This is a genomic window from Rhizobium sp. SG570 (assembly GCF_012275345.1).
Lineage (GTDB): Bacteria > Pseudomonadota > Alphaproteobacteria > Rhizobiales > Rhizobiaceae > Rhizobium > Rhizobium lusitanum.
The window spans coordinates 280,288-307,030 of record NZ_JAAZQI010000009.1 but is presented as its reverse complement, the minus strand read 5'-3'; the positions used below and the strand labels follow the sequence as shown (position 1 = coordinate 307,030).

Annotated in this window: 17 protein-coding genes and 1 pseudogene; 8 read left to right on the top strand and 10 right to left on the bottom strand. The window is 60.6% G+C overall.

The features are described from left to right. From FHT28_RS20000 to FHT28_RS19975, 6 genes and pseudogenes are all read left to right on the top strand, one after another. A pseudogene (locus FHT28_RS20000) lies at positions 1-170 on the top strand (transposase); the annotation flags it as partial. A gap of 709 nt (positions 171-879) precedes the next feature. Continuing rightward, entirely contained in the window at positions 880-2,118 is a 1,239-nt protein-coding gene (locus FHT28_RS19995) for an efflux RND transporter periplasmic adaptor subunit (RefSeq protein ID WP_168597121.1), read from the top strand. Then, positions 2,115-5,234, top strand: a complete 3,120-nt coding sequence (locus FHT28_RS19990) for an efflux RND transporter permease subunit (protein WP_168597120.1) — start codon at positions 2,115-2,117, stop codon at positions 5,232-5,234. The genes FHT28_RS19995 and FHT28_RS19990 overlap by 4 nt, the downstream gene beginning before the upstream one ends. A 240-nt stretch (positions 5,235-5,474) precedes the next feature. Beyond that, positions 5,475-6,764 carry an Hsp70 family protein gene (locus FHT28_RS19985; protein WP_037193774.1) on the top strand — a complete coding sequence of 430 codons (1,290 nt, stop codon included), beginning with the start codon at positions 5,475-5,477 and terminating at the stop codon, positions 6,762-6,764. Positions 6,765-6,819: 55 nt separating this feature from the next. Then, on the top strand, positions 6,820-7,707 hold the full coding sequence (locus FHT28_RS19980) for a uracil-DNA glycosylase (protein ID WP_168597119.1): 888 nt from the start codon (positions 6,820-6,822) through the stop codon (positions 7,705-7,707). Positions 7,708-7,847: 140 nt separating this feature from the next. Further along, positions 7,848-8,039 carry a hypothetical protein gene (locus FHT28_RS19975; protein ID WP_037193769.1) on the top strand — a complete coding sequence of 64 codons (192 nt, stop codon included), beginning with the start codon at positions 7,848-7,850 and terminating at the stop codon, positions 8,037-8,039. Positions 8,040-8,366: 327 nt separating this feature from the next. On the opposite strand, the gene FHT28_RS19970 is transcribed toward FHT28_RS19975, so the two are convergent. Beyond that, positions 8,367-9,242 (bottom strand): hypothetical protein, encoded by an 876-nt coding sequence (locus FHT28_RS19970; RefSeq protein ID WP_047559764.1) that lies wholly within the window; start codon positions 9,240-9,242, stop codon positions 8,367-8,369. A 492-nt stretch (positions 9,243-9,734) separates the two neighbouring features. Here FHT28_RS19970 and pepN point away from each other — a divergent pair, with 492 nt between their 5' ends. Beyond that, positions 9,735-12,383: an aminopeptidase N gene (pepN, locus tag FHT28_RS19965; protein ID WP_168597118.1), complete on the top strand. Its 2,649-nt coding sequence runs from the start codon at positions 9,735-9,737 to the stop codon at positions 12,381-12,383. A gap of 229 nt (positions 12,384-12,612) precedes the next feature. Then, positions 12,613-14,928, top strand: a complete 2,316-nt coding sequence (locus FHT28_RS19960) for a PAS domain-containing sensor histidine kinase (RefSeq protein ID WP_168597117.1) — start codon at positions 12,613-12,615, stop codon at positions 14,926-14,928. On the opposite strand, the gene FHT28_RS19955 is transcribed toward FHT28_RS19960, so the two are convergent. The 9 genes from FHT28_RS19955 to FHT28_RS19915 all read right to left on the bottom strand — a co-directional run bounded on the left by FHT28_RS19955 (position 14,929) and on the right by FHT28_RS19915 (position 26,669). Further along, a complete protein-coding gene (locus FHT28_RS19955; RefSeq protein ID WP_113119221.1) occupies positions 14,929-17,889 on the bottom strand; it encodes a bifunctional [glutamine synthetase] adenylyltransferase/[glutamine synthetase]-adenylyl-L-tyrosine phosphorylase in 2,961 nt (986 codons plus the stop codon). 40 nt (positions 17,890-17,929) lie between these two features. Beyond that, on the bottom strand, positions 17,930-19,345 hold the full coding sequence (locus FHT28_RS19950) for a HAMP domain-containing sensor histidine kinase (RefSeq protein ID WP_047559755.1): 1,416 nt from the start codon (positions 19,343-19,345) through the stop codon (positions 17,930-17,932). Then, complete coding sequence (locus tag FHT28_RS19945; protein WP_168597116.1) at positions 19,342-20,100, bottom strand: response regulator transcription factor; 759 nt, start codon at positions 20,098-20,100, stop codon at positions 19,342-19,344. The genes FHT28_RS19950 and FHT28_RS19945 overlap by 4 nt, the downstream gene beginning before the upstream one ends. Positions 20,101-20,202: 102 nt before the next feature. Beyond that, complete coding sequence (locus FHT28_RS19940; RefSeq protein ID WP_168597115.1) at positions 20,203-21,759, bottom strand: Do family serine endopeptidase; 1,557 nt, start codon at positions 21,757-21,759, stop codon at positions 20,203-20,205. A gap of 170 nt (positions 21,760-21,929) precedes the next feature. Beyond that, positions 21,930-22,349 (bottom strand): cytochrome c-type biogenesis protein, encoded by a 420-nt coding sequence (locus tag FHT28_RS19935; protein ID WP_092573009.1) that lies wholly within the window; start codon positions 22,347-22,349, stop codon positions 21,930-21,932. An 83-nt stretch (positions 22,350-22,432) separates the two neighbouring features. Beyond that, positions 22,433-24,421 (bottom strand): heme lyase CcmF/NrfE family subunit, encoded by a 1,989-nt coding sequence (locus tag FHT28_RS19930; RefSeq protein ID WP_168597114.1) that lies wholly within the window; start codon positions 24,419-24,421, stop codon positions 22,433-22,435. Beyond that, entirely contained in the window at positions 24,418-24,867 is a 450-nt protein-coding gene (ccmE, locus tag FHT28_RS19925; RefSeq protein WP_037193754.1) for a cytochrome c maturation protein CcmE, read from the bottom strand. Before ccmE ends, FHT28_RS19930 begins: the two co-directional genes overlap by 4 nt. Then, a complete protein-coding gene (ccmI, locus tag FHT28_RS19920; RefSeq protein WP_047559746.1) occupies positions 24,864-26,006 on the bottom strand; it encodes a c-type cytochrome biogenesis protein CcmI in 1,143 nt (380 codons plus the stop codon). The genes ccmE and ccmI overlap by 4 nt, the downstream gene beginning before the upstream one ends. A gap of 231 nt (positions 26,007-26,237) precedes the next feature. Then, positions 26,238-26,669, bottom strand: a complete 432-nt coding sequence (locus tag FHT28_RS19915; protein ID WP_047559742.1) for a membrane protein — start codon at positions 26,667-26,669, stop codon at positions 26,238-26,240. Between the last annotated feature and the right edge of the window lie 74 nt (positions 26,670-26,743).

The window sequence follows — 26,743 nt, the reverse complement described above, 5'->3', positions numbered from 1 at the left end:
TAAAAGCTCTCGCGGCGGCCATCAAAGCGCGATGGGTCTGCGAGCAGGCCCATCAGCAGATGAAGGAAGAACTCGGCCTCGATCACTTTGAAGGCAGATCATGGCAGGGCCTACACCGACACGCGTTGATGACAATGATCGCTTACGCCTTCCTGCAGCATCAGCGTCTGCACGAGGTGAAGCGGGAAAAAAAGGAAGAGGTACGGCCCGCCTAAGCCGACACTGCCAGCCATCCGACGCGCGGTCATCAAGGCACTATCAACTGCGCCAGCCCCGGAGCGATGTCCGCACTGCCGAATTCGTTTCCGGCTCCAAATGGCCCCAAAATAAATTCTGCCAAAGTAGTGCTAGAGCGGTTGCGCATTTCACGGAATCGCTTAATCGCTCTGGCTTATTGTTTTTGCGCAATTCCGGACGGAAAATCGCTACGCACTTTTCCTGGAACTGCTCTAAAGTCGTCATCGGCAAATCGAAAACAGGCCTTCGTAAATGGGGCCTGACAACACAATTACGTGAGCAAAGACGGGCCCGCCATGACGCCTGCGGCCTGTCTTTACGCGATAAGCGCTGTAAAAGCGTATGCAGCCCTCCATTTATTACATGGCGGCAATCAAAAAATAATCATCTGACTATTTGCTGCGCCGCACAATGCAGAGCAAGTCGAAAGCTTTCCAAGCTTTAATTTTTCGTCATGTCGAACTGTGGTAAATTGCACTGGATGAGCGTTCATAAATTCAGGTTATAGGGACAGAATTACCGAACGTTAGCGGTAACGGCGATGTGATGGATTGCGGCGAAGCCCGTCTTTGTTGTGCGACGCAATAAATACACCTCGATGTCATCGCGCTTTCTGCAACTCGCTTCGACCGGTTCTTCAATATGAAAAAATTTTGGCTTCCCCTCGGCCTTCTAGTCGTCGCTGCCCTTGCAGTCTGGGGCTATCGTGACCGTATTCCTTTTCTTTCGGCATTTGTTGATCAGGCCTCCGCAGAAACCAAGGACGGCAGCAAGACGGCGACAGGTAGCCACAAGCGCGCGGCACTGTCTTCGGTCGTCAAGACCGTTGCGGTAACAAAAACACTCCTTCCAAATGACGTCACCGCTACCGGCTCGGCCGTTGCGCAGAATGCGACGACGATTGCCGCGCAGGAATCCGGCATCATCACATCGATCGAAGCCAAGGACGGCGTGATGGTCAAGGCTGGCGATCTGATCGCAAAGCTCGACGCACGGACTGCACAAGCCGCCGTCGACAAGGATCAAGCGACCATAGCCAAGGATCAGGCGACGCTTGTGGCGGCAGAATCAGCCCTCACCCGAGCCAAGAGCCTGCTTGCCAACGCCGGGACGCAGCAGACGGTCGATCAGGCAGTTGCGGCACGCGATACCGCCGTCGCCGACGTCAACGCTGACAAGGCTCAGCTTGCAGCCGACCAGGTGCTGCTGGAAAACACACAAATCCGAGCCCCGTATGATGGGCGTCTTGGCAATGTCGTCCCGAGCCCAGGTGCTTATGTCACTCCCGGTACGGCGATCGTGTCCATCACCCAATACGATCCGATCTACGTACAATTCCATCTGCAGGAAAATCATCTGCGGGAATTGGAGGAAGCTTTGAAGGCTGGCACCGTGCCGGTCAGCACTGTTCCGCGTTCGGATAAGGGCAAGTCCCGCCAGGGCGAAATCAGCTTCTTCGATAATTCGGTCGATGCCGCTTCCGGCACCATCCTTGCCAAGGCAAAGTTCGCCAATGCCAATGGTGCTATCTGGCCTGGCCGATCGGTCAACATCATCGTCCACCTTACCGACACTCAGCCTGTGATCGTCGCTCCGACGGTTGCCATCAGCCCAGGCGCTGACGGTTTCTTCGCCTTTGTCGTCAAAGACGGCAAGGTTCATATGACGCCGGTCACCGTACAGCGCGAGAACGGGGGCTTTACCGCTGTCGCCAAAGGTCTTTCGGAAGGAGATCATGTCGTCGTCGAGGGACAGGTACAGCTGACCGATGGTCAGACCGTCGTCGAACAGTTCAACGACGGAAAGACACAGAACCTTGCCGCAGCCGATGATCAGTCGGGCCGGAAGAGCGAAACGATTACGGTTGGAGCACAGCAATGATCCCCAATTTCTGTATCCAACGGCCGGTGGCGACCACGCTTCTGGCGCTGGGTGTAGTCATGGCCGGTTTGGCCGGCTATCAGCTCGTGCCGGTCGCGGCTTTGCCCCAGGTCGACTTTCCGACGATCAACGTCTCGGCACAGTTGACCGGCGCCTCGCCGCAGACCATGGCGACATCGGTTTCCACTCCGCTGATCAAGCAGTTCGAAACCATCCCCGGCATCAGTGAAATCTCGGCCACGAACTCGCTCGGCAATACGAGCATCGTACTTCAGTTCGATCTCAATCGCAGTATCGATGCCGCCGCCGCCGACGTTCAGGCGGCAATTTCGAATGCAACGCGCCAGCTGCCCAACAACCTGACGACACCGCCGGGCTACCGCAAGACCAATCCGGCTGATGCGCCGGTCATGCTTCTTGCCGTGCAGAGCGACACAATGCCGCGCAGCAAGCTCGACGAAATTGCCGAAGATATCATCTCCCCTTCGCTGTCGACGCTCCCGGGCGTTGCCGAAGTGACCGTTTTCGGCGCGCAGACTTACGCCGTGCGTGTCGAGGTCGATCCGAGCAAGCTGCAAGACCGCGGCATCGGCATCGACACCGTCAACACCGCGCTCGTCAACGCCAACAACCAGGTTCCGGTCGGCACTCTGCAGAACAACGCACAGAGCATGACCATCAATGCCAACACGCAGCTTACCGATGCTCAGCAGTTCAAGTCGCTGGTCATTGCCAATCCCAATGGCGCGGCGATCCACCTCAGCGATGTCGCCGACGTCCAGGACAGTGTGCAAAATACCAATACCGGCTCATGGTATGATGGCAAACGGGCCATCATTCTTGCGATCCAGCGTCAGCCGGATGCCAACACCGTCGACGTCGTCGATGCAATCAACGCAAAACTGCCGCAGCTTCATGCGGAAATTCCCGGATCGGTCACGACGAGCGTCATGAACGACTCGGCGCAACCGATCCGTGACGCCATCTCCGACGTGAAGTTCACGCTGTTGCTGACGATCGGCCTTGTCGTTCTGGTCATCTATCTCTTCACCGGCCATGTGACGGCAACGATCATTCCCGGCCTTGCCGTGCCGCTGTCGCTGATTTCGACCTTTGGCATGATGTATGTGTTGGGCTACAGCGTCGACAACATCTCACTGCTAGGATTGACACTCGCGGTCGGCCTTGTGGTGGATGACGCAATCGTCATGCTGGAAAACATATTGCGACATGTCGAGGAAGGCATGCCGGTATTGCAGGCGGCGATCAAGGGTTCGGCGGAAGTCAGCTACACAATCATCTCGATGTCGATATCGCTGATCGCCGTATTCATCCCGATTCTTCTGATGGGTGGCGTCGTTGGACGCATCTTCAACGAATTCGGCATGGTGGTCGCCATCGCCATCGTCTCTTCGGCGATCGTTTCGCTGACAGTTACACCGATGCTCAGCTCCCGCCTCTCCAGCGGCCATGGCCAGCCACCGCTGCCGGTTCGTCTCTTCAACAAGGGCTTCGACTGGACGCAGCGCGGCTACGACAGAGGCGTATCCTGGTGTCTGCGCCATCGCGCGACCGTGCTTGTGTGCTTCTTTGGTTCCATCGGCTTTTCCGCCTATCTGTTCATGGTGCTGCCGGCGAGCTTCTTCCCCACGGAAGACATCGGCCGCCTGCAGATCTCCACCCAGGCTCGACAGGATATATCCTATACGGCCATGCGCGACCTGCAAAACCAGGCCGCAGCCCTCGTCAAAAAGAACCCCGCCGTCGACCACGTGATGTCGATCGTCGGCGGCAGTGCGCGCCAGCCGCTGAACAACGGTACGATGTATGTCCAGCTGAAGCCGAAGGATCAGCGCGAGCCGCTGGACCAGACGCTGCGTGAAATACGCACCACCATCGGCACGATCGCCGGTATCAAGGCCTACATCACACCGCAACAAAGCCTGCGCTTCGGCGGCCGCCAGACCGCCAGCCAATACCAGCTGGTGATTCAGGCGTTGAGCGCCGACAAGACCGACCTCTGGTCCAACAAGATCGCAGATCAGATGCGCCGCGATCCGCGCTTCACCGATGTCGCCTCGGATGAGCAGAACAATGCGCTGCAGGCCAATATCGTCGTCGACACCGAAAAGGCGGCCAACTACGGCATCAACAACAATGTGCTGCGCACCACGCTGGAGGAAGCGTTCGGCAATTATAACGCCGCGCAGATCCAGACCACCGGCGACAGCTATGACGTTATCGTCGAATTCGACACCAGCAAACCCTGGGACGACCAGAAGCTGCAGGAAATCCGGGTCGCCTCCGCAAGCGGCGCCCTGGTTCCGCTGTCGAACTTCGCCCATGTCGAGCGCACCACCGGCCCGGTCACCATCAACCAGACCGGCCAGCTCGTGTCGACCACCGTGTCCTTCAACCTGCCTGCGGGCGAAGCCCTCGGTGACGCCACGGCACAGATCGATCAGATCAAGAAGGATCTCAACATGCCGGCGGACGTCTTCACGTCCTATGGCGGCACCGCCCAGATCTTCCAGCAGTCGCAGGGCAGCACGCCTTATCTCATCCTTGCCGCGGTGCTGACGATCTATGTGGTCCTCGGCGTGCTCTACGAGAGCTTCATCCATCCGCTGACCATTCTGTCCGGCTTGCCGGCCGCCGCCCTCGGCGCGCTGCTTTCCCTCAAGCTCTTCGGTTTCGACCTGTCGATCATCGCCCTCATCGGCTTGCTGATGCTGATCGGTATCGTCAAGAAGAACGCGATCATGATGATCGACGTGGCACTGGAAACGCTGCGATCGGGCAGTGGCGTGTCTGCGGCGGAGGCGATCCATGAAGCCTGCGTTCGCCGTTTCCGGCCGATCATGATGACGACCTTCTGCGCCCTGCTTGGTGCCCTGCCGATTGCCGTCGGCGGGGGCGCGAGCTCGGAGCTGCGTCAGCCGCTCGGTGTCGCGGTCGTTGGCGGTCTGGTCGTCTCGCAGATCCTGACGCTGTTCATCACGCCGGTGATCTTCCTTGAGATGAACCGCCTGAACGACTTTCTGGCTCGCCTCGGCAAACGCAAGGACACGGACCAGCATCCGAAAGACAGACCGACGGCTATCGCCGCCGAATGAGATCAACGGGCGCCGAGAGGCGCCTGCTTCGCTTGGCATGCCCGGAATTGCCGATGGCTTCGCGCAAGGCGGGAATGTCACTGGCCGCGTCTTTGGACAGGCCAAATAAAACCCATCGCCAAGTCTTGCACTTGCTACCCAGCCATGTCATGACGCGCCCTCTTTGCGATAGTGGCGCGTCTCGCGCCTCACAGGGGCTCTGTCCCAATCCTGAAAATTTCGACGGAAAGGAGTGCGGGCATGGCTCGGGCGCTTGGTTTCGACTTCGGCACGACGAATACGGTTCTGGCGATGGCCGATGGGCCCGACACCCGATCGGTCGCCTTCAACAGCGCAACAGGCACGTCCGACAGCATGCGCACGGCGCTCTCCTTCATGAAGGACCCGGCGCTGGGCGCTGCGGCACTGAAGGTCGAGGCCGGACATGCGGCGATCCGGCAGTTCATCGACAATCCCGGTGACTGTCGCTTTCTGCAGTCGATCAAGACTTTTGCGGCAAGCGCGCTTTTCCAGGGCACGCTCATCTACGCCAAACGCCATCGTTTCGAAGATCTAATGGAGATTTTCGTGCGGCGCCTGCGCGCCTATGCGGAAGATGGCTGGCCCACCGAAGTCTCACGGATCGTTACAGGCCGGCCGGTGCATTTTGCCGGCGCCAATCCCGACCCCGCACTCGCCACGGAACGCTACAACGCGGCCCTGTCCCGCATCGGCTTCCCGGAAATCCACTATGTCTATGAGCCGGTGGCGGCCGCCTTCTACTTCGCCCAGCATCTGAAGAAGGATGCGACCGTGTTGGTAGCCGACTTCGGCGGCGGCACGACGGACTATTCGCTCATCCGCTTCGAGACCCATGCCGGCAAGCTCACCGCCACCCCGATGGGCCATTCCGGCGTCGGCATTGCCGGCGATCATTTCGACTTCCGGATGATCGACAACATCGTCTCGCCGGCAATCGGCAAGGGCAGCTTCTTCAGGAGCTTCGACAAGCTGCTGGAAATGCCCACCTCCTATTACGCCAACTTCGGCCGCTGGAACCAGCTCTCCATCTTCAAGACCTCGCGCGAATATGCCGACCTGAAAACGCTGGTTCGCAGCAGCCTGGAGCCGGAAAAGCTGGAGACCTTCATCGAACTCGTCGAGCATGACGAAGGCTATCCGCTCTATCAGGCCGTGTCGGCAACGAAGATGGCCCTTTCGGCTGATGAAGAGGCGGAGTTCAACTTCCCACCCCTCGGCAAGGCCGGCCGCACGCGTGTCCGCCGGGCGGACTTCGAAAAGTGGATCGCAGACGACCTTGCCCGTATCGAAGGCGCGCTGGACGATGTGCTGACGACCACGAGGACGTCACCCGACGCGATCGACAAGGTATTCCTGACGGGCGGCACGTCCTTCGTGCCGGCTGTGCGGCGCATCTTCACGGAACGCTTCGGTCAGGAGCGCATCGAGACGGGCGGCGAGCTGCTCTCGATCGCCCATGGCCTTGCGCTGATCGGCGAGCGCGAGGACATCGCCCAGTGGACGGCGTGATAGAGCACGCTGCCCTGCTCTTTCGTTCCTGTTCCGCATTGGCTACAGTTCGTCCATGATCTCCGCCAGCGACCTAACACCGGCCGAACTTGCCGCTCTCCTGCATTTTCATGCGGATGCCGGGGTCGACTGGCTGCTGGAAGAGCAGCCGGTCGACCGATTTGCCGAATTCGAAGCCCTGCGGGCCGCACGACAGGGGGCAAGAGCGGCGCCGCCGCGTGACGAAGCGCCGCCGCCTGCGGCGAAAGCGCAGCCGGATCGTCGTCAGAGCGCGAAGCCAGTTGCCGTACCGCCCCCCACCTCGCCGCGCAATGCGCCCGCGATCCCCGACGAACAGGTTATGGAGCAGGCCCGATTCGCGGCTGAAAGCGCGCGGTCGCTTGCCGAGCTGAAGACCGCAATCGAGGCCTTCCACGGTTGCAATCTGAAAAACAGCGCCCGCTCGACGATCTTTGCGAGCGGCACGGCCGAAAGCCGGATCATGGTGATCGGCCCGATGCCGAGTGCCGACGACGATCGGGAAGGCGTGCCCTTTGCCGGCCGCGCCGGATTGTTGCTGGACAAGATGCTGGCCGCCATCGGCCTTCGGCGCGACGATATCCTGCTTACCAACGTCATTCCGTGGCGGCCGCCGGGCAACCGCACGCCCTCGGCACCGGAAATCGAGATATGCCGTCCGTTCATAGAGCGGCAGATAGCGCTCACGGAACCGAAGGCATTGCTGCTGCTCGGCAATTTCACCGCGCGTCATTTCTTCGACAGCGGCGAGACCATCCACGGACTGCGCGGACAATGGCGGGAAATCAGCATTCTCGGCCGAACGATCCCGGCAATCGCCAGCCTTCATCCGCAGGAATTGCTCACCGCGCCGATCAATAAGCGGCTGGCATGGAATGATCTGCTCGCTTTCAAGAATCGTCTCGACGCCGAAATATTAGGCTGATTTTCGCCACAGTTAACAAAAAATGACACTAGCCATGCATTTGTAGCATGGCAGTCTTTCGCGGCTGTGCATTGCGAAATGTATGTTGCACTGCAATATATAGCTGTGTCTTGGGAGGAATCTCAAAAGGAACCAAGGCCATGAGTTCACGTTTTCGTCCTATTCACTGCGGGTTTGACACCCTGCGTCGCGCTCTCGAGCCCGTGCGCGCTACAAACGGACATCGCAATCTCGGCGTCGCTGCCAACGAGCAGATGACAGCCCGAGGCACCGGAATCTCGGCTCGCGTCAGCCGTCCGACCGCCATCTTCGCCGATTTCCGCGCCTGCTGAACAAGCGTGGCCGCGGGTTGCGGCATAGCCTCGCCTTTGATTTTCAGGAATTGCAGCATGTCTTCGGGTTTGCGTTCGCTCATCACCCTCTTTGATTCGGTCGGCCATATCGGCTCCGCGGTGCGCGCTGCCGAGGAATTCGAGCGCGCTCGCAATCTTGGCAGGGACGAATGCAAAGACTCAAGCCCCGCACGGGCAGCAGTGGCCAGCATTCCTCTATGAGGCCTCATGGGCGGGATCAATGATCCGGCCCATCGTTTAGACTATCCAAAAGAAGATCTCATGAAGCACCGCCGGGTATCGACGCCCGGCTGCGTCTCGCCGCCGTTATTGTTTCGGATCGGGGCGCCCTGCGGCAGACTGCGCCCAGGCGAAAGCCTCGTCTATCGCCGCAAGCTTCACAGCCTGCCATCCGCAATACTGATCCAGAAAATCGCGCGATATCCACATGCGCGTCTTCTTGGGTTCATCATACCAGCCTATGTCGCCACGATCGGCGGATTTGCGCAAAAGGCGTTGCAGATGGGTCCGGGATATCATGAAGTGAGCCGCCAGTGCGCGCGCATCGACGCGCCCGATATCGATGTGGCTGTCCATCTCCGCGCTCAGATCCATTTTCGCCATGATGTGGTCGACGACAAGACCACCGGCCTCGGTCCATAAAAACAAGCCAACGCCTTCCGGCGGCTCGCGCCAGACTTCCGCCTCCAGGCAGTGACGCGCCATGCGCGGTTGTGCCAGATCCATCAGCGCCGGAGAGGTGGCAAGTGCGACCGCACGCACGCCATCGTCGAGCAAATCCAGCGCCGCCAGATTGGACAGATACCAGCCAAACATCGCCGTGTGACTGATCTCGGTCGGCACATAGCGCCGGGGGCGTCGAACATGGCCAGGGGCCGGCACGAGGAAGCGATAGGTGAGCAGTTCCTCGATAAAGCTCAGCACCGTGTTGCGGCTGGCGACCCGATGACGCGTGATAAGATCGCGAAGGCTGACGACGGTCAGACCGGAGCCAGGTACCGCCGGATCGTATTCGAAATGAAGCGCATAGGCCGTCTGGGTCAAAAGCCAGCGCTGATGCGAGGCAAGCATTCGCGCAATCCGCGGGCCATGATCGTAGCGGTTCCGCAACGATTCCGCGAGGAAGCGCAACGATGATATGAATTTGGGATGGCGAGCAAGTTGCTCAATGGAAAAGCTCAATCGGGCCTCCTTGGGGTGCCCTTCTCAACTGCCGATAATACAGGATGTTTTATTTTTGTGAACGAGTTCACCGGAATCGATCATAATTCCGAAAGCCTATAGCATGCTATAGTTGTGTAGACGCACTCATACCGTAAGAGATTAAACAAATAATTTACTTTAAATAACTCTTCTCTGTCTGCGCACGCTGTTTTCGATGACAGCAAGGCAATGACGGCCCGTCTGAACGATGTGACCGCAATCGCTGCAAAGGCAGCAAAACAGCCGGAGAATGATTACGCAGCGGCCGGATACACATCCAAGAGTGGCATTCAACCTGAAACGGAAGCTGCCCGTCGATCGAATACTTGCTGTGCCATAACAAAACATAACGATGTAATGATATGACTTTAACTTTGGTTCAGATTTCGATGTAATGATGCGGCGACTTCCAGTCCGAGGTAAGGCTTCGGATTGCGCCCGCCATAGCATAAGCCTTGATCAGGATGGACCATGCGAACAGACACCGGCCAGATTGTCTATCTGGCAGAATATCGTCCCACCGACTTCGTTCTGGAACGCGTCGATCTCACTTTCGATCTGCATCCGACCGAGACCAAGGTCGAAGCGCGGCTGATCTTTCACCGGCGGGAAGGCACCGATCCAAAAGCCCCGCTCGTGCTCGACGGCGATGAGCTGGTTCTTTCCGGGTTGCTGCTCGATCAGGACGAAGTTCCGGCCGGACAATATGAAGCTTCGCCGGACAGCCTGACCATTCGCGACCTGCCGGAAAGCACGCCCTTCGAACTCACCATCACGACGGTGATCGATCCGGAGGCCAATACACAGTTGATGGGCCTCTATCGCACCGGCGGCGTCTATTGCACGCAGTGCGAGGCCGAAGGGTTCCGCCGCATCACCTATTTCCCCGACCGACCGGATGTTCTCGCTCCCTATACGGTCAATATCATCGCCGACAAGCAAGCAAACCCGCTGCTGCTGTCGAACGGCAATTTCCTCGGCGGCGCCGGCTACGGCGAAGGCAAGCACTTCGCCGCCTGGTTCGATCCGCATCCGAAGCCGAGCTATCTGTTTGCGCTCGTGGCGGGCGATCTTGGCGTCGTTGAGGATACGTTCACGACCATGTCCGGCCGCGAGGTGGCGCTGAAGATCTATGTCGAGCATGGCAAAGAGCCGCGTGCGGCTTACGCGATGGATGCGCTGAAGCGCTCCATGACATGGGATGAGGAGCGGTTCGGACGCGAATATGACCTCGACATCTTCATGATCGTCGCCGTTTCGGACTTCAATATGGGGGCGATGGAAAACAAGGGCCTCAATGTCTTCAACGACAAATACGTGCTGGCCGATCCGGAAACCGCTACCGATGCCGACTACGCCAATATCGAAGCGATCATCGCGCATGAATATTTCCACAACTGGACGGGCAACCGCATTACCTGCCGCGATTGGTTCCAGCTCTGTCTCAAGGAAGGCCTGACCGTCTATCGCGATCACGAATTCTCCGCCGACCAGCGCTCGCGGCCGGTCAAGCGCATCGCCGAGGTCCGTCATCTGAAGTCGGAGCAGTTTCCGGAGGACAGCGGCCCCCTCGCCCATCCGGTGCGTCCGACGACATACCGCGAAATCAACAATTTCTACACGACGACGGTCTACGAGAAGGGCAGCGAAGTCACGCGCATGATCGCGACCCTGCTCGGCCGCGACCTGTTCAAGAAGGGCATGGATCTCTACTTCGATCGGCACGACGGACAGGCTGTGACGATCGAGGATTTCGTTAGATGTTTCGAGGATGTCAGCGACCGCGACCTCACGCAGTTTTCGCTTTGGTATCACCAGGCCGGCACACCTCTCGTGACCGCCTCCGGCGACTATGATGCCGCCGCCAAGACCTTCACGCTGTCGCTCGAACAAATGCAGCCAAACACGCCGGGCCAGACGACCAAAAAGCCCCTGCATATTCCGCTGCGTCTGGCGCTGATTGCTGAAAACGGCGCTGTGATCGCCCCGACGTCTGTGGCCGGGGCGGAACTGACCGACGACGTCCTGCACCTCACGGAAAAGGCGCAGACGGTGGTCTTCCACGGCATCCCCTCGCGGCCGGTTCTGTCGCTCAACCGCAGCTTCTCGACGCCGATCAACCTGCAGTTCAACCAAAGCGCCCGGGATCTGGCGCTGATCGCTCGTTACGAAACCGATCACTTCGCCCGCTGGCAGGCGCTGATCGATCTTGGGCTGCCTAACCTCCTGCAGGCGGCTCGCGATGCACGTCAAGGCATTGCCGTCACCTGCGATTCCGCCTTCGTCGACGCGTTGTTGGCGGCAGCGGGCGATGACAGCCTGGAGCCGGCCTTCCGGGCACAGGCGCTTGCCCTGCCGAGCGAAGCCGACATTGCCCGCGAACTCGGCGGCAACAACGATCCCGACGCCATCCACACGGCTCGCCAGGCGATCCTCAAGCGGGTCGCCGAAACCGGCAGGGACATCTTTGCTGCGCTTTACGACAGCATGCAGACACCAGGATCATTCAGCCCGGACGCGGCAAGCGCCGGGCGCCGGGCGCTGCGCAATGCGGCTCTGACCTATCTGTCGCAACTGGATGGTACGCCCGCCCGTGCAAAGGCCGCCTATGACGCGGCAAACAACATGACCGATCTCAGCGCCGCACTGACCATTCTCGCGCATCGCTTTCCCGAGACGGCGGAAACCGCCGCTGCCCTCGAGCATTTCCGCGAGCGCTTCTCCGAAAATGCTCTGGTCATCGACAAATGGTTCGCCATCCAGGCCGGGATTCCCGGCGCAGGCGCGCTGGAGCGCATCCAGCGGCTCATGGAAACGCCGCTGTTCAAGCGCACCAATCCAAACCGCGTGCGCGCCGTGCTCGGCACCTTCGTTTTCGCCAACCCGACCGGCTTCGGCCGGGCCGACGGCGCCGGCTACGGCTTCCTCGCCGACGAGATCCTCGATATCGATCAACGCAACCCGCAGCTTGCCGCCCGTATTTTGACTTCGATGCGCTCCTGGCGCCTGCTGGAACCGGTGCGCGCCGACCATGCCCGCTCGGCTCTGGTGCGGATCGAACGGGCCGGCGGTCTTTCGAGCGACGTGCGGGATATCGTGGAGCGCATCCTGAAGGAATGATCCCGGTCTTGCCGGCCGTCGATCGAGACGGCTGACTTGCGGCATCTTTTTCAGCTTCAACGAGTCCCGAATGCACGCAACTTACCGGTGCGTGTACAAAAGATGCTGAAATCGCAGATGGTTAAGAAAGTTTTACCTCGCCCTCTGGACAAGGCGAATCACGAGTGATTCATTAAGGCAGATTCGGGCGAGCGGCGCAGCGAATCACACGAGGGACAAGGCTAGAGCGATGGTGGACGTGCGGCGGGCAACCGCGGCCGATGGACGGCTGCGTGTTAATTTCGACGGTCTGAAATCCTGGCATAGCGGCGTTACTGATCGGACGGGTGTCCGGGTGGAGACGATGTCGCGTCGCTTCCCGCAGACCGAACATATCCTCAAGCGCATCATCCCGGTCCTCATCATTTCCTTCCTGATGGTGGTTGCCGCCTCGCATTTCTTCGGCATGGTCACCGAACACGGCCGGATGGCGGCGTCAGCCCGGCGCGCGACCTCGCTTTCCATCGCCGCCGCATCGGCCGCCCTTTCAAACGATGCCAGCCTGTTCCAGGCCGGCAACCGGAGCGACGCGGAGCGGAAGCTTGCGACCTACCTGCCGCAGGATCGGCTGGATAGCGGCGCATTCGTTCTGCTCGTGCAATCAAGTGGAAGGGTTTTCGGCTCATCCGCCGCCGGCTCCGCCTATATCGGCATGTTGATCTTCGACTTCTTTCCCGAGGTATCCGCCATCCGGAATTTCGGCGATCACGCCGGCGTCATCGAGACGATGATCGACGGCGAGCCTTATTATGCGGCGATTTCATTGATCGGCGACAAGGGCGATTTCATTCTGTCGGCCGCATCGCTGGAGCAGATCGACAAGCTCTGGCGCGACGAGCTGACGCTTAACGTCACGCTCTTTGCCGGCATTTCGTCCATTCTGCTCGTCATTCTCTATGCCTATTACACGCAGGTGAAGCGGGCCCGCGATGCCGACGAGATCTTCCTCGAATCCAACCTGCGCGTCGAGACGGCCCTTTCCCGCGGCCGTTGCGGCCTCTGGGATTTCGATTTCACCAGCCGCAAGTTCTTCTGGTCGCGGTCGATGTACGACATGCTTGGAATGCCGGCCGCCGACAAGCCGCTCGCCTTCACCGATGCGGCACGCCTGATGCACCCGGATGACAACAGCCTGCATATGCTGGCCCGCTCCGTCACCCGCGGCAGCGCCGGCCAGGTGGACCAGATTCTTCGCATTCGCCATGCCAAGGGGCATTATGTCTGGATGCGTGCCCGCGCCCAGGTCATTCGCACCAATTCCGGCCGCGTGCACATGATCGGCATCGCCATGGACGTCACCGAACAGCATCGACTGGCGCAGCGCTATGCCGAAGCCGACCAGCGGCTGGCCGATGCGATCGAATGCACCTCAGAAGCCTTCGTCTTGTGGGACAAGAATGATCGCCTTGTCATGTGCAACGCCCACTTCCAGCAGGCTTACGGACTGCCGGACAAGGTGCTCGTGCCGGGGGCCGAACGCGCCATGGTCAACGCCGCCGCGGCTCGGCCAGTCATCGAGCGCCGCATTGTCGATCCCGGCCGCTCCAATCATTCGCAGACGACGGAAGTCCAGCTTGCCGATGAGCGCTGGCTGCAGATCAACGAACGCCGGACCCGTGACGGCGGCCTCGTTTCCGTCGGCACCGACATCACGCAGTTGAAACGCAACCAGGAACGGCTGCGCGAATCCGAGCGACGGCTGATGGCGACGATCAACGATCTCTCGGCTTCACGTCAGATTCTGGAACGGCAAAAGGCGGAACTGTCGACCGCAAATGCCAATTACCTTTGCGAAAAGGAACGCGCCGAGGCCGCCAACAGGGCGAAATCGGAATTCCTCGCCAATATGTCGCATGAGCTGCGCACGCCGCTCAACGCCATCCTCGGCTTTTCGGAGATCCTGCAGGATCAGATGTTCGGCCCGCTCGGCTCGGCGCGATACAATGAATATGCCAAGGATATCCATGACAGCGGCAAGCATCTGCTGAACGTCATCAACGATATCCTCGACATGTCCAAAATCGAGGCCGGCCATATCAAGCTCAGCTGCGAGCAGGTCGACCTCGCTCCACTGATCGAGGAATGCCTGCGTCTCACCCGCATTCCCGCCACACACAAGAACATTCTCGTCGAGCAGTGCATCTCTGCCGATATCAGGCTCAGCGCCGATCGCCGCGCCATGAAGCAGATCGTGCTCAATCTGCTCTCCAACGCCGTGAAATTCACCAATGACGGCGGCCGCATCGCGGTTCGTACCCGCAAGGTCGAGGATGCCGTGGTGCTGATCATCGCCGATACCGGCATCGGCATTCCAAAATCGGCCCTGAGCAAGATCGGCCAACCCTTCGAGCAGGTGCAAAGCCAATATGCGAAAAGCAAGGGAGGCTCCGGCCTGGGGCTCGCGATTTCGCGATCGCTGACCGCGCTGCATAACGGCCGCATGCGTATCCGCTCCCGCGAGGGCGTCGGCACGGTCATCGCTATTCGCATTCCCGATCGGCGCTGATCAGCTTCCCACCGTTGTCTGGAATATTTTTCGTACCGCCTTCGAGAGCCGCTTCAGCTCCGCTTCGAGCGTGCGAATATCGGGACAGTCGCCTGCACGGCAGACCAGCTCGATCAGCCCGGAAGGCGCATGTCCCGGATCGAACAAACCGTCGATGCAAAGCCGGATCAGCTGCGACAGCGCGGTATAGAGATGCAGGGCCTCCAGACAAACATCGAGATCGTTGCGATCCATCAGACTGCCGCCGAGCAATTTCAATGCATCGGCCGTACTGAGGCCGTTCGCATCTATGCCGACGCCGCGAGTCGGCGCGATGAGCCGCAAATATTGCGCAATGAATTCGATATCGATCAGTCCGCCGGGGATCAGTTTCAGATCCCAGATGCTTTCCGGCGGCTTCTCCTGTTCGATCAGTCTGCGCATCTCCAGGACATCCTTGGCGATCTTGGCGATATCTCGCCTTGCGGAAAGAACCTCGCCGATGATGCGTTCGGCATTCAGCGTCAGTTCCTCGTCGCCGCAGATCAGGCGCGCTCGCGAAAGCGCCATATGTTCCCAGGTCCAGGCTTCCTCGCGTTGGTATCTTTCGAAGGAGTTGATGCGTGTGGCGACCGGGCCTTTGTTGCCCGAGGGGCGCAGGCGCATGTCGACCTCATAGAGTACGCCTTCGGCCGTCGGGGCCGAAAGAGCCGCGATCAGGCGCTGGGTGATGCGGGTGAAATAACGGGTCGCATCCAGCGGCTTCGGACCTGAGGATTCACCTGCCGTATCGTCATAGTCGTAGAGCAGGATGATATCGATGTCGGAACCTGCCGTGAGCTCGAAACTGCCGAGCTTGCCCATGCCGACGACGGCGACGCGGCCGCCGGGATATTCGCCATGGGCCGCGCGGATTTCCTTCATTACAGCATCCAGCGCCGCCTCGACGATCAGATCGGCGAGATAGGTGAAGGCGCGGGCGGCCATGAAACCACCGATCGCGCCCGTCAGCAGGCGAATGCCAATCAGGAAGCGCTGTTCGGACGCAAAGATGCGCAAGCGGTCAAGCACCTCCTCATAATGCCTCGCCGGTGCCAGAAAGCTTCTGATGCGCTCCGCCAGATAGTCCCGTGTCGGCAGTTCGGCCATGAGACCCGGGTCCAGCATGCCGTCGAAGACATGCGGCTTGGCGGCTATGATCTCGGCGAGACGCGGTGCCGACGACATGATGTTGACGATGAGCGAGAGCAACGCCGGATTGGTGCTGAGCAGCGAGAAGAGCTGAATGCCCGCCGGCAATCCGGAGATGAAGCTGTCGAAGCGCAGCAGCGCCTTGTCTGCCCGCTTGCTTTCGCCGAAGACCCTGAGCAGCTCGGGCGTCAGCTCGGTCAGCCGCTCGCGCGCCTCGACCGATTGCGTGGCGCGATATCGCCCGTAGTGCCAGGTGCGGATGACGTTGGAGATATCCGAAGGTCTCTCGAAGCCGAGACGTCGCAGCGTCTCCAGCGTATCGGGATCATCACCCTGACCAGTGAAAACCAGATTGCCGGTTTCGGTCGACAGTTTTGTTTCCTGCTCGAACAGGCGGGCATAGCGTCGCTCGACCGTTTTCAAGATCGTTACCAAAGCCACGGAAAAAGCCGATACGTCGGCAAACCCCATCATGAAAGCAACGCGCTTCAGCTCGGTGTCCGTCTCCGGAAGCAGATGCGTCTGCTCGTCGCGCACCATCTGCACGCGGTGCTCGACATCGCGCAGGAACCAGTAGGCGGCCGCCAGCTCGTCGCGCGTTTCCGCGTCTATCCATTTCGCCTTGGTCAGCTCCGCCAGCGTTTCCTCCGTCGAACGGCAGCGCAGCGCCGGCATGCGGCCGCCGGCGATCAGCTGCTGCGTCTGTACGAAGAACTCGATCTCGCGAATGCCGCCGCGGCCAAGCTTGACATTGTGGCCCTTGACCGCAATGGCGCCGTGCCCCTTGTGCGCATGGATCTGCCGCTTGATGGAATGAATGTCCGATATCGCGGCATAGTCGAGATATTTGCGAAAGACGAAGGGCACGAGATCGCGGATGAAGGCCTGCCCCGCGGCGATGTCGCCGCCGACGGGCCGGGCCTTGATGAAAGCGGCACGCTCCCAATTCTGCCCCCTGCCCTCATAATAGATCATCGCCGCATCGACGGGGATCGCAAGCGGCGTCGAACCGGGGTCGGGCCGCAGACGCAGGTCGGTGCGGAACACGTAGCCATCGGCCGTGCGCTCCTGCAAAATGCGCACCAGCCGGCGCATCAGCCGCGGAAAGATATCGATCGCGTCTTCCGGATTGGGAACGATACCGGCCGTTTCGTCAAAGAAAACGACGATGTCGATATCGGACGAGTAGTTCAGCTCCTCAGCACCGAGCTTGCCCATGCCGAGCACGATCAGGCCCGATTTCCGGCTTGGAGCGGCGGGATCGGCAACCGAGATCTTGCCGGCTACGTGCGAAGACAACAGCAGATGGTCGATCGCCGCGGAGATGGAAGCTTCCGCAAGGGCGCTCAGCCAGCGGGTGGTCACCCTCCCGTCATAGATACGCGCAAGGTCGGCAAGCGCGATCAGGAAGGCGGCCCGGCGTTTGGCCACACGCAGACGGCTCATGACTTCGGATTCCGAAGGCGACGCCCCACCGTCTTCCGCCGGCAACCAGGCACGACGGGCCTGTTCGACCAGTGCCTTGATCTGCGGCGACAATGGCTTCTCGATGGCGGCAACGAGCAGCGACGGTTCGAGATTGGCCATTTCGCGCAGATGGGGCGACAGTGCCAGCGCGGCGACGACAAAATCCCGCAGGGAACTCTCGCCGCCTAGCAGGGCGGCGATTGCCGGCTCCACGCCGGCGATCTGCTTGAGATCGGCGAGCGTGGACTTCAATTCCGTCTGGTTCAGCGGCCGCAACCGCCCAGGCGGGACATCCCGCAACAAATCGCCTTGCGTCGTCGTCATGCAGCTCTCCCCAAGAGCAATCGGATAAGGCAGGATTAGTCTATTGTTTCTGTGTGGGGAAGATCATGGTGACCGTTAGTCCCTTGGCATCGGAATGCTCGGGATCGGTATCCGAAAGCTCGAGCCGGCCTCCATGCAGCTCCATGACGGCTTCCACCAGCGCCAGGCCAAGGCCCGTTCCAGGCTTGGAACGGCTTTCGTCCAGGCGGAAGAAGCGCTTGATCACATCGGCGCGCTGATGGGCGGGAATGCCGGGACCGTGGTCCGCAACGGCAAGCATGACAGCATCATGCGTGCGCGACAGCTTGAACGTCACCGCCGGCTCGCCACGGCAACCGGCCGCATATTTGAGGGCGTTGTCGATGAGGTTGAACAGCGCTTGACCGATCAGTTCGCGATTGCCCTGCACCTCCACATCCGGCTCGATGTCGGCCGTGAGCGCCAGGCCAACCTCTTCTGCGGCCGGTTCATAGAGTTCGGCCGTATCGGCGACGATGGAAGAAAGATCGACGGCGGTCATTTCGGCCGCCACGGACCCCGCCTCGACGCGGGAAATCATCAGCAGCGCGTTGAAGGTGCGGATCAGCTGGTCCGATTCGCCGATGATGCCCTCGAGCGCGACGCGACGGCCCTCGCTATCGCCATTGTCGACCGCCTCCGCAGCCTTGTTCCGCAACCGCGTCAGCGGCGTTTTCAGGTCATGCGCAATATTGTCGGAGACCTGCCGCAAGCCTTCGTTCAATTTCTCGATGCGCCCCAACATGGCGTTCAGCGATGCCGACATGCGGTCGAACTCATCGCCGGAGCCCCCAACGGGCAGGCGCTGCGAAAGGTCGCCCGCCATGATCTTACGGCTGGCATCCGTCATCCGGTCGATGCGCTTCAAGGCGTTGCGGCCGATACCGAACCAGATGACCAGCGCACCGACACCCATGATCGCCAGCGCCAGCATCAGCGCCTGGCGTACCAGCAGGCGGAAGCGCTCCGGTTCGCCGAGGTCGCGGCCGATCAGGATGCGCAGGCCGTTGTCGAGAATGAAGATATTGGCGATCGCCAGATGCCGGCGCTCCGGATCGTTGGTTGCGTCGGTATAGCGCTCGTAGGTGAAAGGCAGTTCCGTCCAGCCGGCCTGACCGAGTACACCGGGCTGCACCGAGGCGACGTTGCCGGCGAGGATATCGCCGGAGGGGCCGGCAATGACGTAGAGATTGGCGCCTGGCTGGCGGGCCCTACGCTCCATCGTGCGCAAGAGCAGGTTCAGGCCGCCAATATCGTAGGCACGCTTGACCTGATTGACTTCCTGCTGAACAGCATCGCGGATCTGACCGGTCAGCAACCGCTCGGACATGGCCGTCACGTAGAAAACGAGCGTGGCGGCACAGAGCGCAAAAAGAAGGATGTAGAGGGCTGAAAGGCGGACTGCGGTGGACTTGAAGAGGACGCGAAAGCGACTCATCCGTCATCCTTGATCATATAGCCGGCGCCGCGGATCGTCTTGAGCAGCGGCTGGCTGAAATCCTTCTCGATCTTGGAGCGCAGCCGCGATACGTGCACATCAATGACGTTGGTCTGCGGATCGAAATGGTAATCCCAGACATTCTCGAGCAGCATGGTGCGGGTGACAACCTGGCCGGCATTCTTCATCAGATATTCCAGCAGGCGGAATTCGCGCGGTTGCAGCGGGATCTCCTTGCCGCCGCGGCGCACCTCATGCGACAGCCGGTCGAGCTCCAGATCGCCGACGCGATAGAGCACATCCTGCTCCGGCGTACCCTTGCGACGGCCGAGGACCTCGACGCGCGCCAGCAACTCGCTGAAAGCATAGGGCTTCGGCAGATAATCGTCGCCGCCGGCACGCAAGCCGGTGACACGATCATCCACCTGGCCGAGCGCGGAGAGAATGAGGACCGGCGTGTGTACGCCCTTGCGGCGCAATTCGCTGATGACGGACAGTCCGTCGCGGCGGGGCAGCATGCGGTCGATGATGGCAACATCGTAGGTGTTCTCGGTGCCCATGAAGAGACCGCTCTCGCCGTCGCTTGCGTGATCGGCAACTATGCCGGCCTCGCGAAACGCCTTGGTGAGGTAGGCCGCCGCTTCGAGATCGTCTTCGATGATCAGAATCTTCATGTGGGCGACATTACCCGCCGAGGGCGTATCGGCACAACCGGAATCGGAAGAGGTCACGGCATGTTGGCCAGCGGTCGTCATTTTTCACCTGCCTTGAAGCCAGTCATTGTGGGGCTTTGAAAAGGGAAGCCGCACAAGCCGTGGCCTGCGCGGCTTCCCAATGCATTCAGTCGGCTGATGGGATCAGCCGGCGTTGATCGGCAGGGCGACGAAGCGGCTGCCATCGTTGGACTGGATCTGGAACAGCGCGCGCGTGCGGCCGTCCTTCTTCGCCTGTTCGATGACCTTGGAGATGTCGCCGGCGTTCGAGATCTGCTGGTTGTTGACGGAAGTGATCTTCTCGCCTTCCTTTATGCCCTTGTCGGCAGCATCGGAGTCGGGATCGACAGCGGTGATCGCCACACCCTTGCCGTCGTCGGACGGACCGACTGTCATGCCGAGATCAGCTAGAGCCTTTTCGGAGGACGGCTGCTGCGGCTGGTTTGGCTGCGAGTCGTCGTTAGAAGCCTGGTTCTGATCGGCCGGCAAGCTGCCGAGCTCGACCGTGACGGATTGGGACTTGCCACTACGCCACAGGGACACCTCGACCTTGGCACCCGGCTGCATGGCGCCGATGCGACGGGCGAGGTCACGCGGGTCCTTGACCGGTTCGCCATTGACGGCTGTCACGACGTCGCCGTTCTTGATGCCGGCCTTCTGCCCCGGGGATCCGTCCTGCGGGGAAACGACAAGCGCGCCACTTGCGTCGGAAAGGCCGAGGGATTCGGCAATATCCTTGCTTACGGGCTGGATCTGCACGCCGAGCCAGCCGCGCGAAACGGTGCCGGTCTTGATCAGATCGGTCACGACATCCTTGGCGGTCGTTGCCGGGATCGCGAAGGCGATGCCGACGCTGCCGCCCGACTGCGAGAAGATGGCGGTATTGATACCGACCACCTGGCCGTTGAGGTTGAAGGTCGGACCGCCGGAATTGCCCTTGTTCACCGGTGCGTCGATCTGGATATAATCGTCATAGGGGCCGGAATGAATATCGCGGCCACGAGCGGAAACGATGCCGGCGGTGACCGTGCCGCCAAGACCAAACGGGTTGCCGACGGCAACGACCCAGTCACCAACGCGAACCTTGGCGTCGTCGGCCCAGCCGACATAGGTGAACTTCTTGCCCTTGGGGTCGACCTTCAGAACAGCGAGGTCGGTGCGCGAATCCTTGCCGACGAGCTTGGCGTCAAGCTCGGTGCCGTCGTTGAGGACGACGACGAAGGCAGCGCCGTCGGAAACGACGTGGTTGTTGGTGACGATATAGCCGTCCTCCGACACGAAGAAGCCGGAGCCTTGAGCGACCGGCCGCAGACGACCCTTGCCGTCCTCGGAGTTCTTCTGCTGGTTCTGGCCCTTCTGCTGGCCGCGGCCCTGCTGCTGCTCGAACTGCTTGAAGAACTTCTTCAGCGGATGATCGTCGGGAAGATCGTCGAAGCCACGGCCGAGGCCGAAGGAATCGTCTTCATCGGCAACCGTATTGATGCGGGATTCGACACGGACCGAGACGACCGCCGGCGATACGGCATCCACCACGTTGGCGAAACTCGGCACCTGCGGCGCCTGCACATTGACGACATCGGCATAGGAATTGCTGACGACAGCCGGAACACCCGTAGTCAGAGCAGCGACAGCGAGGCCGGCGACGACAGAAGCCTTCATAGCGGTGCTACGGGACAAGGTGTTCTTGATATTCCTGAACATATGCGAGTTACCTTCTCTTCTCTCGTCAGATTTCCACGGATGGGAAACCGGTTATGATGCGTGATGGTAAAGATATAGGGCGTCGGACGTTACAACGAACTGTCCGCCCCATGAAAAATTCGTAATGTATGGAAATGATTGCAATGGCGCGCGGGTAAATGACGACCGCATCACTTGCCGAGGATATTGTCCAATTGCGCCTCTTCCTCCGGAGTGAGAGGCTTGCCGGTCGGCTTACCGGCACGGCGACGGGCATAGACGACAAGGGCAAATCCACCTACGACAAAGAGCGCAATCGGTGCGCCCCAAAGTATAAGCGTCTTCTCCGTAAAACGCGGCTTCAGCAGGACGAACTCGCCGTAGCGGGAAACGATGTAATCGAGCACCTGCCTGTCGGTATCTCCGTCGACGAGGCGTTTGCGCACGAGCAATCGCAGATCACGGGCAAGATCGGCATTGGAATCGTCGATGGACTGGTTCTGGCAGACCATACAGCGCAATTCGGATGAGATGGTGCGCGCCCGCGCTTCCAGAGCTGGATCGGGCAGGACCTCGTCCGGATTGACGGCGAAGGCCGGCAGCGGCGCCATGATCGCCGCAAGACAGAGGCACAGGCGTGCAAAGGTCGCCAGAGCCTGTGCGATCGCGAGATGGGATGTCGACCAACCTCTGCTCATTCCGCCGGCTCCAAGGCGGGGCGCGCCTGCTTTACCTTGCGGCTCGGCGCGCCGACACGCAGGCGGCGATCGCTAAGCGAAACGAAGCCGCCGATGGCCATGACGAGAGCGCCCATCCAGATGCAGAGAATGAACGGTTTCCACCAGATGCGCACCACCATGCCGCCATCCTTGCTGGCGTCACCCACCGACACGTAGAGCTGGCTCGGCCCAAGCGTCAGGATGCCGGCCTCGGTGGTTGCCGTGCGGTTGGCCGTGAAGACGCGCTTGGACGACGACATTTTCGCGAAGGCGACGCCGCCGCGGCTTACCGTGAAGCGGGCGCGATCTTCCGTGTAGTTCGGGCCGACGCCCGGTTGCATGCCCTCGAAACGCAGGCTGTAGCCGCCGAGTTCGGCCGTCTCGCCCGGTTTCATGCTGGTGATGTTCTCCGTCTCGAAGGTCGTCACGGCAACGATACCGAGCACGGTGACGCCGAGACCGGCATGGGCAAGTGCCGTGCCGAAGGCGGAGCGCGGCAGCCCGCGCAGACGGCGCCAAGCGACATTTGCCGCCACCTTGCGAACGCCGGCGCGATACCAGAGATCGGCCAGGGCGCCGAAGACCAGGAAGAAGCCGGCGGCAAGGCCGAGAACGGCAAGCACCGGACCACCATGCCGCAAGTAGAAAAGAACAAGTCCGGCAAGGAAGGCAAGACCGGCCACAACATAGAGCCGCTGCAGCGCGCCGAGCAGGTCACCCCGCTTCCAGGCCAGCAAGGGGCCGAATGGCACGGCAATGAGGATCGGCATCATCAACAGCCCGAACGTCATGTTGAAGAACGGCGGCCCCACGGAAATCTTGTCGCCGGTTAGGGTCTCCAGCGCCAGCGGATACAGCGTGCCGGTCAAGACAGTGCCGCAGGCAACCGTCAAGATGAGGTTGTTCAGCACCAGCGCGCCCTCGCGCGAGATCGGTGCAAACAATCCGCCGGCGGCAAGCTTCGGCGCACGGAAGGCGAAGAGCGACAGCGCGCCGCCGATGAAAAGGAGGAGAATGCAGAGAATGAAAATGCCCCGCGTCGGATCGCTGGCGAAGGAATGAACCGATGTCAGCACGCCGGAACGCACAAGGAATGTACCAAGCAGCGACAGCGAAAAGGTCAGGATCGCCAGCAGAACCGTCCAGATCTTCAGCGCATCGCGCTTTTCCATGACCAGTGCGGAATGCAGGAGCGCCGTCCCGGCAAGCCAGGGCATGAAGGAGGCATTCTCCACCGGATCCCAGAACCACCAGCCGCCCCAGCCGAGCTCGTAATAGGCCCAGTAGGAGCCCATGGCGATGCCGAGCGTCAGGAAGCTCCAGGCAGCCAGCGTCCAGGGCCGGACCCAGCGCGCCCAGGCAGCGTCTATGCGGCCCTCCAGCAATGCCGCAACGGCGAAGGAGAAACAGACGGAAAAGCCGACATAGCCGAGATAGAGCAACGGCGGATGGATGGCGAGGCCGATATCCTGCAGGACGGGGTTGAGATCCCGGCCTTCGGCAGGCGCCGGGTCAAGCCGGATGAAGGGATTGGAGGTCAGAAGGATGAAGACCAGAAAAGCCGATGAGATCCAGGATTGTACGGCGAGAACATTGGCGCGCAGCACATCGGGCAGATTGCGGCCAAACAAGGCGACGAGTGCGCTGAACAGCGACAGGATCAACAGCCAGAGCATCATCGATCCCTCGTGATTGCCCCACACCCCGGAGATCTTGAAAATCAGCGGCATCAGCGAATGGGAATTGGCCCAGACGTTCAGCACCGAGAAATCGGAGGTCACATAGGCATAGGTCAGGACGCCGAAGGAAAAAGTAACGAGCACAAACGTGACGACGGAACCGACCGGCGAGATATCCATCATCGACACATCGCCGCGCCGCGCGCCGATCACGGGGAGGATGGAAACGATAAGCGCGGTCGCCAGCGCGAGCACCAGGGCATAATGTCCGAGCTCGATGATCATTGAGTCGCCTCCTTACCCTTCCAGACGCCATCCGCCTTCAGCTTGTCGGCAACCTGTTTCGGCATGTAGCGCTCATCATGCTTGGCCAGAACGCTGTCCGCAACGAAGACATCGCTGCCCGGCTCGAATTTGCCTTCGGTCACGACACCCTGTCCCTCACGGAAGAGATCCGGCAGGAGGCCGTCATATCTCACCTTGATCGTATCTTTGCCGTCGGTCACAGAGAATTGCACCTGCGTGCCCTGGCCGCGCACGACGGAGCCTTGGCCGACGAGTCCGCCCAGGCGGATGAGCGTTCCGGCATTGACCGGCGTCTTGGCGAGATCACCAGGCATGTAGAAATAGGCAACCGACTGGCTGAAGGCGAACAGGACGAGCAGCACGGCGATGGCGATGAACCCCATGCCGCCGGCGATGACAGCCAGACGTTTCTGCTTGCGGGTCATTGCTGCGTCACCTCCGTCGGCAGTCCCAATTCTTTTGCCAGCGCCAGGAGCTGTTGTCCCTCCCCACCATCCGCCGGGAAGGCCGTAAGGCCGCGCTTCAGCGCATCGACGGCGCGATCCCGGTCGTTCAGCACGACATAGGAGCGGATCAACCGCATCCAGCCCTCGAAATTCTTCGGATCTTCCTTGAGCTTTGCATCGAGGCTATCGACCATGCCGCGGATCATCTGCTGGCGATCGCCGCTATTCAAGCTATTCGCAGCCGCGACATCCTCGGCCGTCGGATTGCCGGGCGCATTCACATTTGCGGACGCCACCGGCTTGCCGCCGTTCTTGACGATATGCTGGTCGACGGCCGCAAGCCACGGCGCATCCGGCGGCGATTGTTTCGCCAGAGCCTCGAATGCGGCTTTCGCATCCGCCGCCTTGCCTTCCTGCTCCAATGCCAGCGCCAGATAGTAGAGCGTTCGTGGGTTGGCGTCATCAAGCGCCCGCGATTGCTGCAGTACGCTGCGCGCATCCGCGGTTACGATACCATCAGCCTTGACCACCAACACCTCGCCCAGATCGCCGAGCCGCGCGGCGTTCGGCCCCAGCAGGCGGATGACGTTGCGATAGGCAAGCTCTGCATCGCCTATGCGGTTGGTCTTGAAGTAGATCGGCGCCAATACCTCCCACCCCTTGCCGTCATCGGGGTTCCTGGCGAGGTGCTGTTCGATCTTGACAATCGAGATGGCAAGATCGTTTCCGGGCTTTTCGAGCCGCGCTTCCAGCGGCTGCGACGGCAGCCCGGGCTCGCCATTGGCAAGATAAAGACAGAGCCCGACGACGGGAAGCATGACGACGATGAAGGCCTGGGAAAGGCGATAGCTGCCACGTTGAGACGATTTCGCTTCGCTCGCCTCCTCCTTGGAAGCGGCGATCAGGCGTCGGCCGATTTCCGCGCGGGCGTAGCCGGCCTCTTCCGCGGAAATCAGCCCGCCGGCAAGATCGCGATCCAGTTCACGAAGCTGATCGCGGTAGACCTCGGCCTCTCCCGAACGACGGTCGCCAGCCTCCTTTGCACCACGCAGAAGAGGGTGAAGCAACACAGCGCCGACAACAGCCGTCAGAACGGCCACGAGAATCCAGAACAGCATAGACGCCCAATACTTTAACGAGGCGCTTATTCCAACCGCGAAAGCCCCGTTGACGAAGATTTGAGGCGTTTGGCCGCGCCTATTATGCCTTCGCCCCAGCGGGAAAAGCTGCCCAAGGCGCGAATGAGGGGGTGAGGAGCGAAGCGACGAAGGCAATCCTGACGGTGCACGCCGTCTCACCCGGCGCTTTGGTGCCACTCTCTCCCCACTGGCGCGAGGGCTAAGACTATCTCAGTTAAGCGGCGTCCATGTGCCGTTGTCATTGCGGCATGCGGCACCCCTTGCCGTGGTCGGCTTTCCCTCGACCGTGATCGTGTGCGTGTATTGCCGGCAATTTTGCGAGCCGACCTGATAGGGAGCGGCGGCAATGACCTCGCCGCTGGCATTCCTGCCGTTCCAGACCACGGGCTGACCGAGCGGCGAGCTCTCCAGCGCCCGGTACTCCGCTTCCAGCGCCCGCTGCAGGTCACTATCGCTGAGCTTGATGCCGGTTCGTCCGACAATGCCGCCTTCAAGCGCGACAATATAGGTCGTCGACCCCGCGGACTTCGAAGAGTGGAGCAGGCTTATGCCGCCGCCCTTGCCGCTCGTCGTCGAGCAACCTGAAAGCGCAATCGCGACAAAAACGGAGGGGGCGATCAAGAAAAAGGTACGAAGCTTCATACAACCGAACCAGTATCAACAAGCAAACTATAGGTACTGCGATGCGGCATCATCATGACCCACCACATCTTTTT

Coding starts and splice junctions, on each gene's coding strand:
- FHT28_RS19960 (WP_168597117.1), top strand. CDS start 12,613: ATGGTGGACGTGCGGCGGGCAACCGCGGCCGATGGACGGCTGCGTGTT.
- FHT28_RS19995 (WP_168597121.1), top strand. CDS start 880: ATGAAAAAATTTTGGCTTCCCCTCGGCCTTCTAGTCGTCGCTGCCCTT.
- FHT28_RS19915 (WP_047559742.1), bottom strand. CDS start 26,669: ATGAAGCTTCGTACCTTTTTCTTGATCGCCCCCTCCGTTTTTGTCGCG.
- FHT28_RS19935 (WP_092573009.1), bottom strand. CDS start 22,349: ATGGCGCCGCTGCCGGCCTTCGCCGTCAATCCGGACGAGGTCCTGCCC.
- FHT28_RS19985 (WP_037193774.1), top strand. CDS start 5,475: ATGGCTCGGGCGCTTGGTTTCGACTTCGGCACGACGAATACGGTTCTG.
- FHT28_RS19990 (WP_168597120.1), top strand. CDS start 2,115: ATGATCCCCAATTTCTGTATCCAACGGCCGGTGGCGACCACGCTTCTG.
- FHT28_RS19975 (WP_037193769.1), top strand. CDS start 7,848: ATGAGTTCACGTTTTCGTCCTATTCACTGCGGGTTTGACACCCTGCGT.
- FHT28_RS19945 (WP_168597116.1), bottom strand. CDS start 20,100: ATGACGACCGCTGGCCAACATGCCGTGACCTCTTCCGATTCCGGTTGT.
- pepN (WP_168597118.1), top strand. CDS start 9,735: ATGCGAACAGACACCGGCCAGATTGTCTATCTGGCAGAATATCGTCCC.
- FHT28_RS19980 (WP_168597119.1), top strand. CDS start 6,820: ATGATCTCCGCCAGCGACCTAACACCGGCCGAACTTGCCGCTCTCCTG.
- FHT28_RS19950 (WP_047559755.1), bottom strand. CDS start 19,345: ATGAGTCGCTTTCGCGTCCTCTTCAAGTCCACCGCAGTCCGCCTTTCA.
- ccmI (WP_047559746.1), bottom strand. CDS start 26,006: ATGCTGTTCTGGATTCTCGTGGCCGTTCTGACGGCTGTTGTCGGCGCT.
- FHT28_RS19940 (WP_168597115.1), bottom strand. CDS start 21,759: ATGTTCAGGAATATCAAGAACACCTTGTCCCGTAGCACCGCTATGAAG.
- FHT28_RS19955 (WP_113119221.1), bottom strand. CDS start 17,889: ATGACGACGACGCAAGGCGATTTGTTGCGGGATGTCCCGCCTGGGCGG.
- ccmE (WP_037193754.1), bottom strand. CDS start 24,867: ATGACCCGCAAGCAGAAACGTCTGGCTGTCATCGCCGGCGGCATGGGG.
- FHT28_RS19930 (WP_168597114.1), bottom strand. CDS start 24,421: ATGATCATCGAGCTCGGACATTATGCCCTGGTGCTCGCGCTGGCGACC.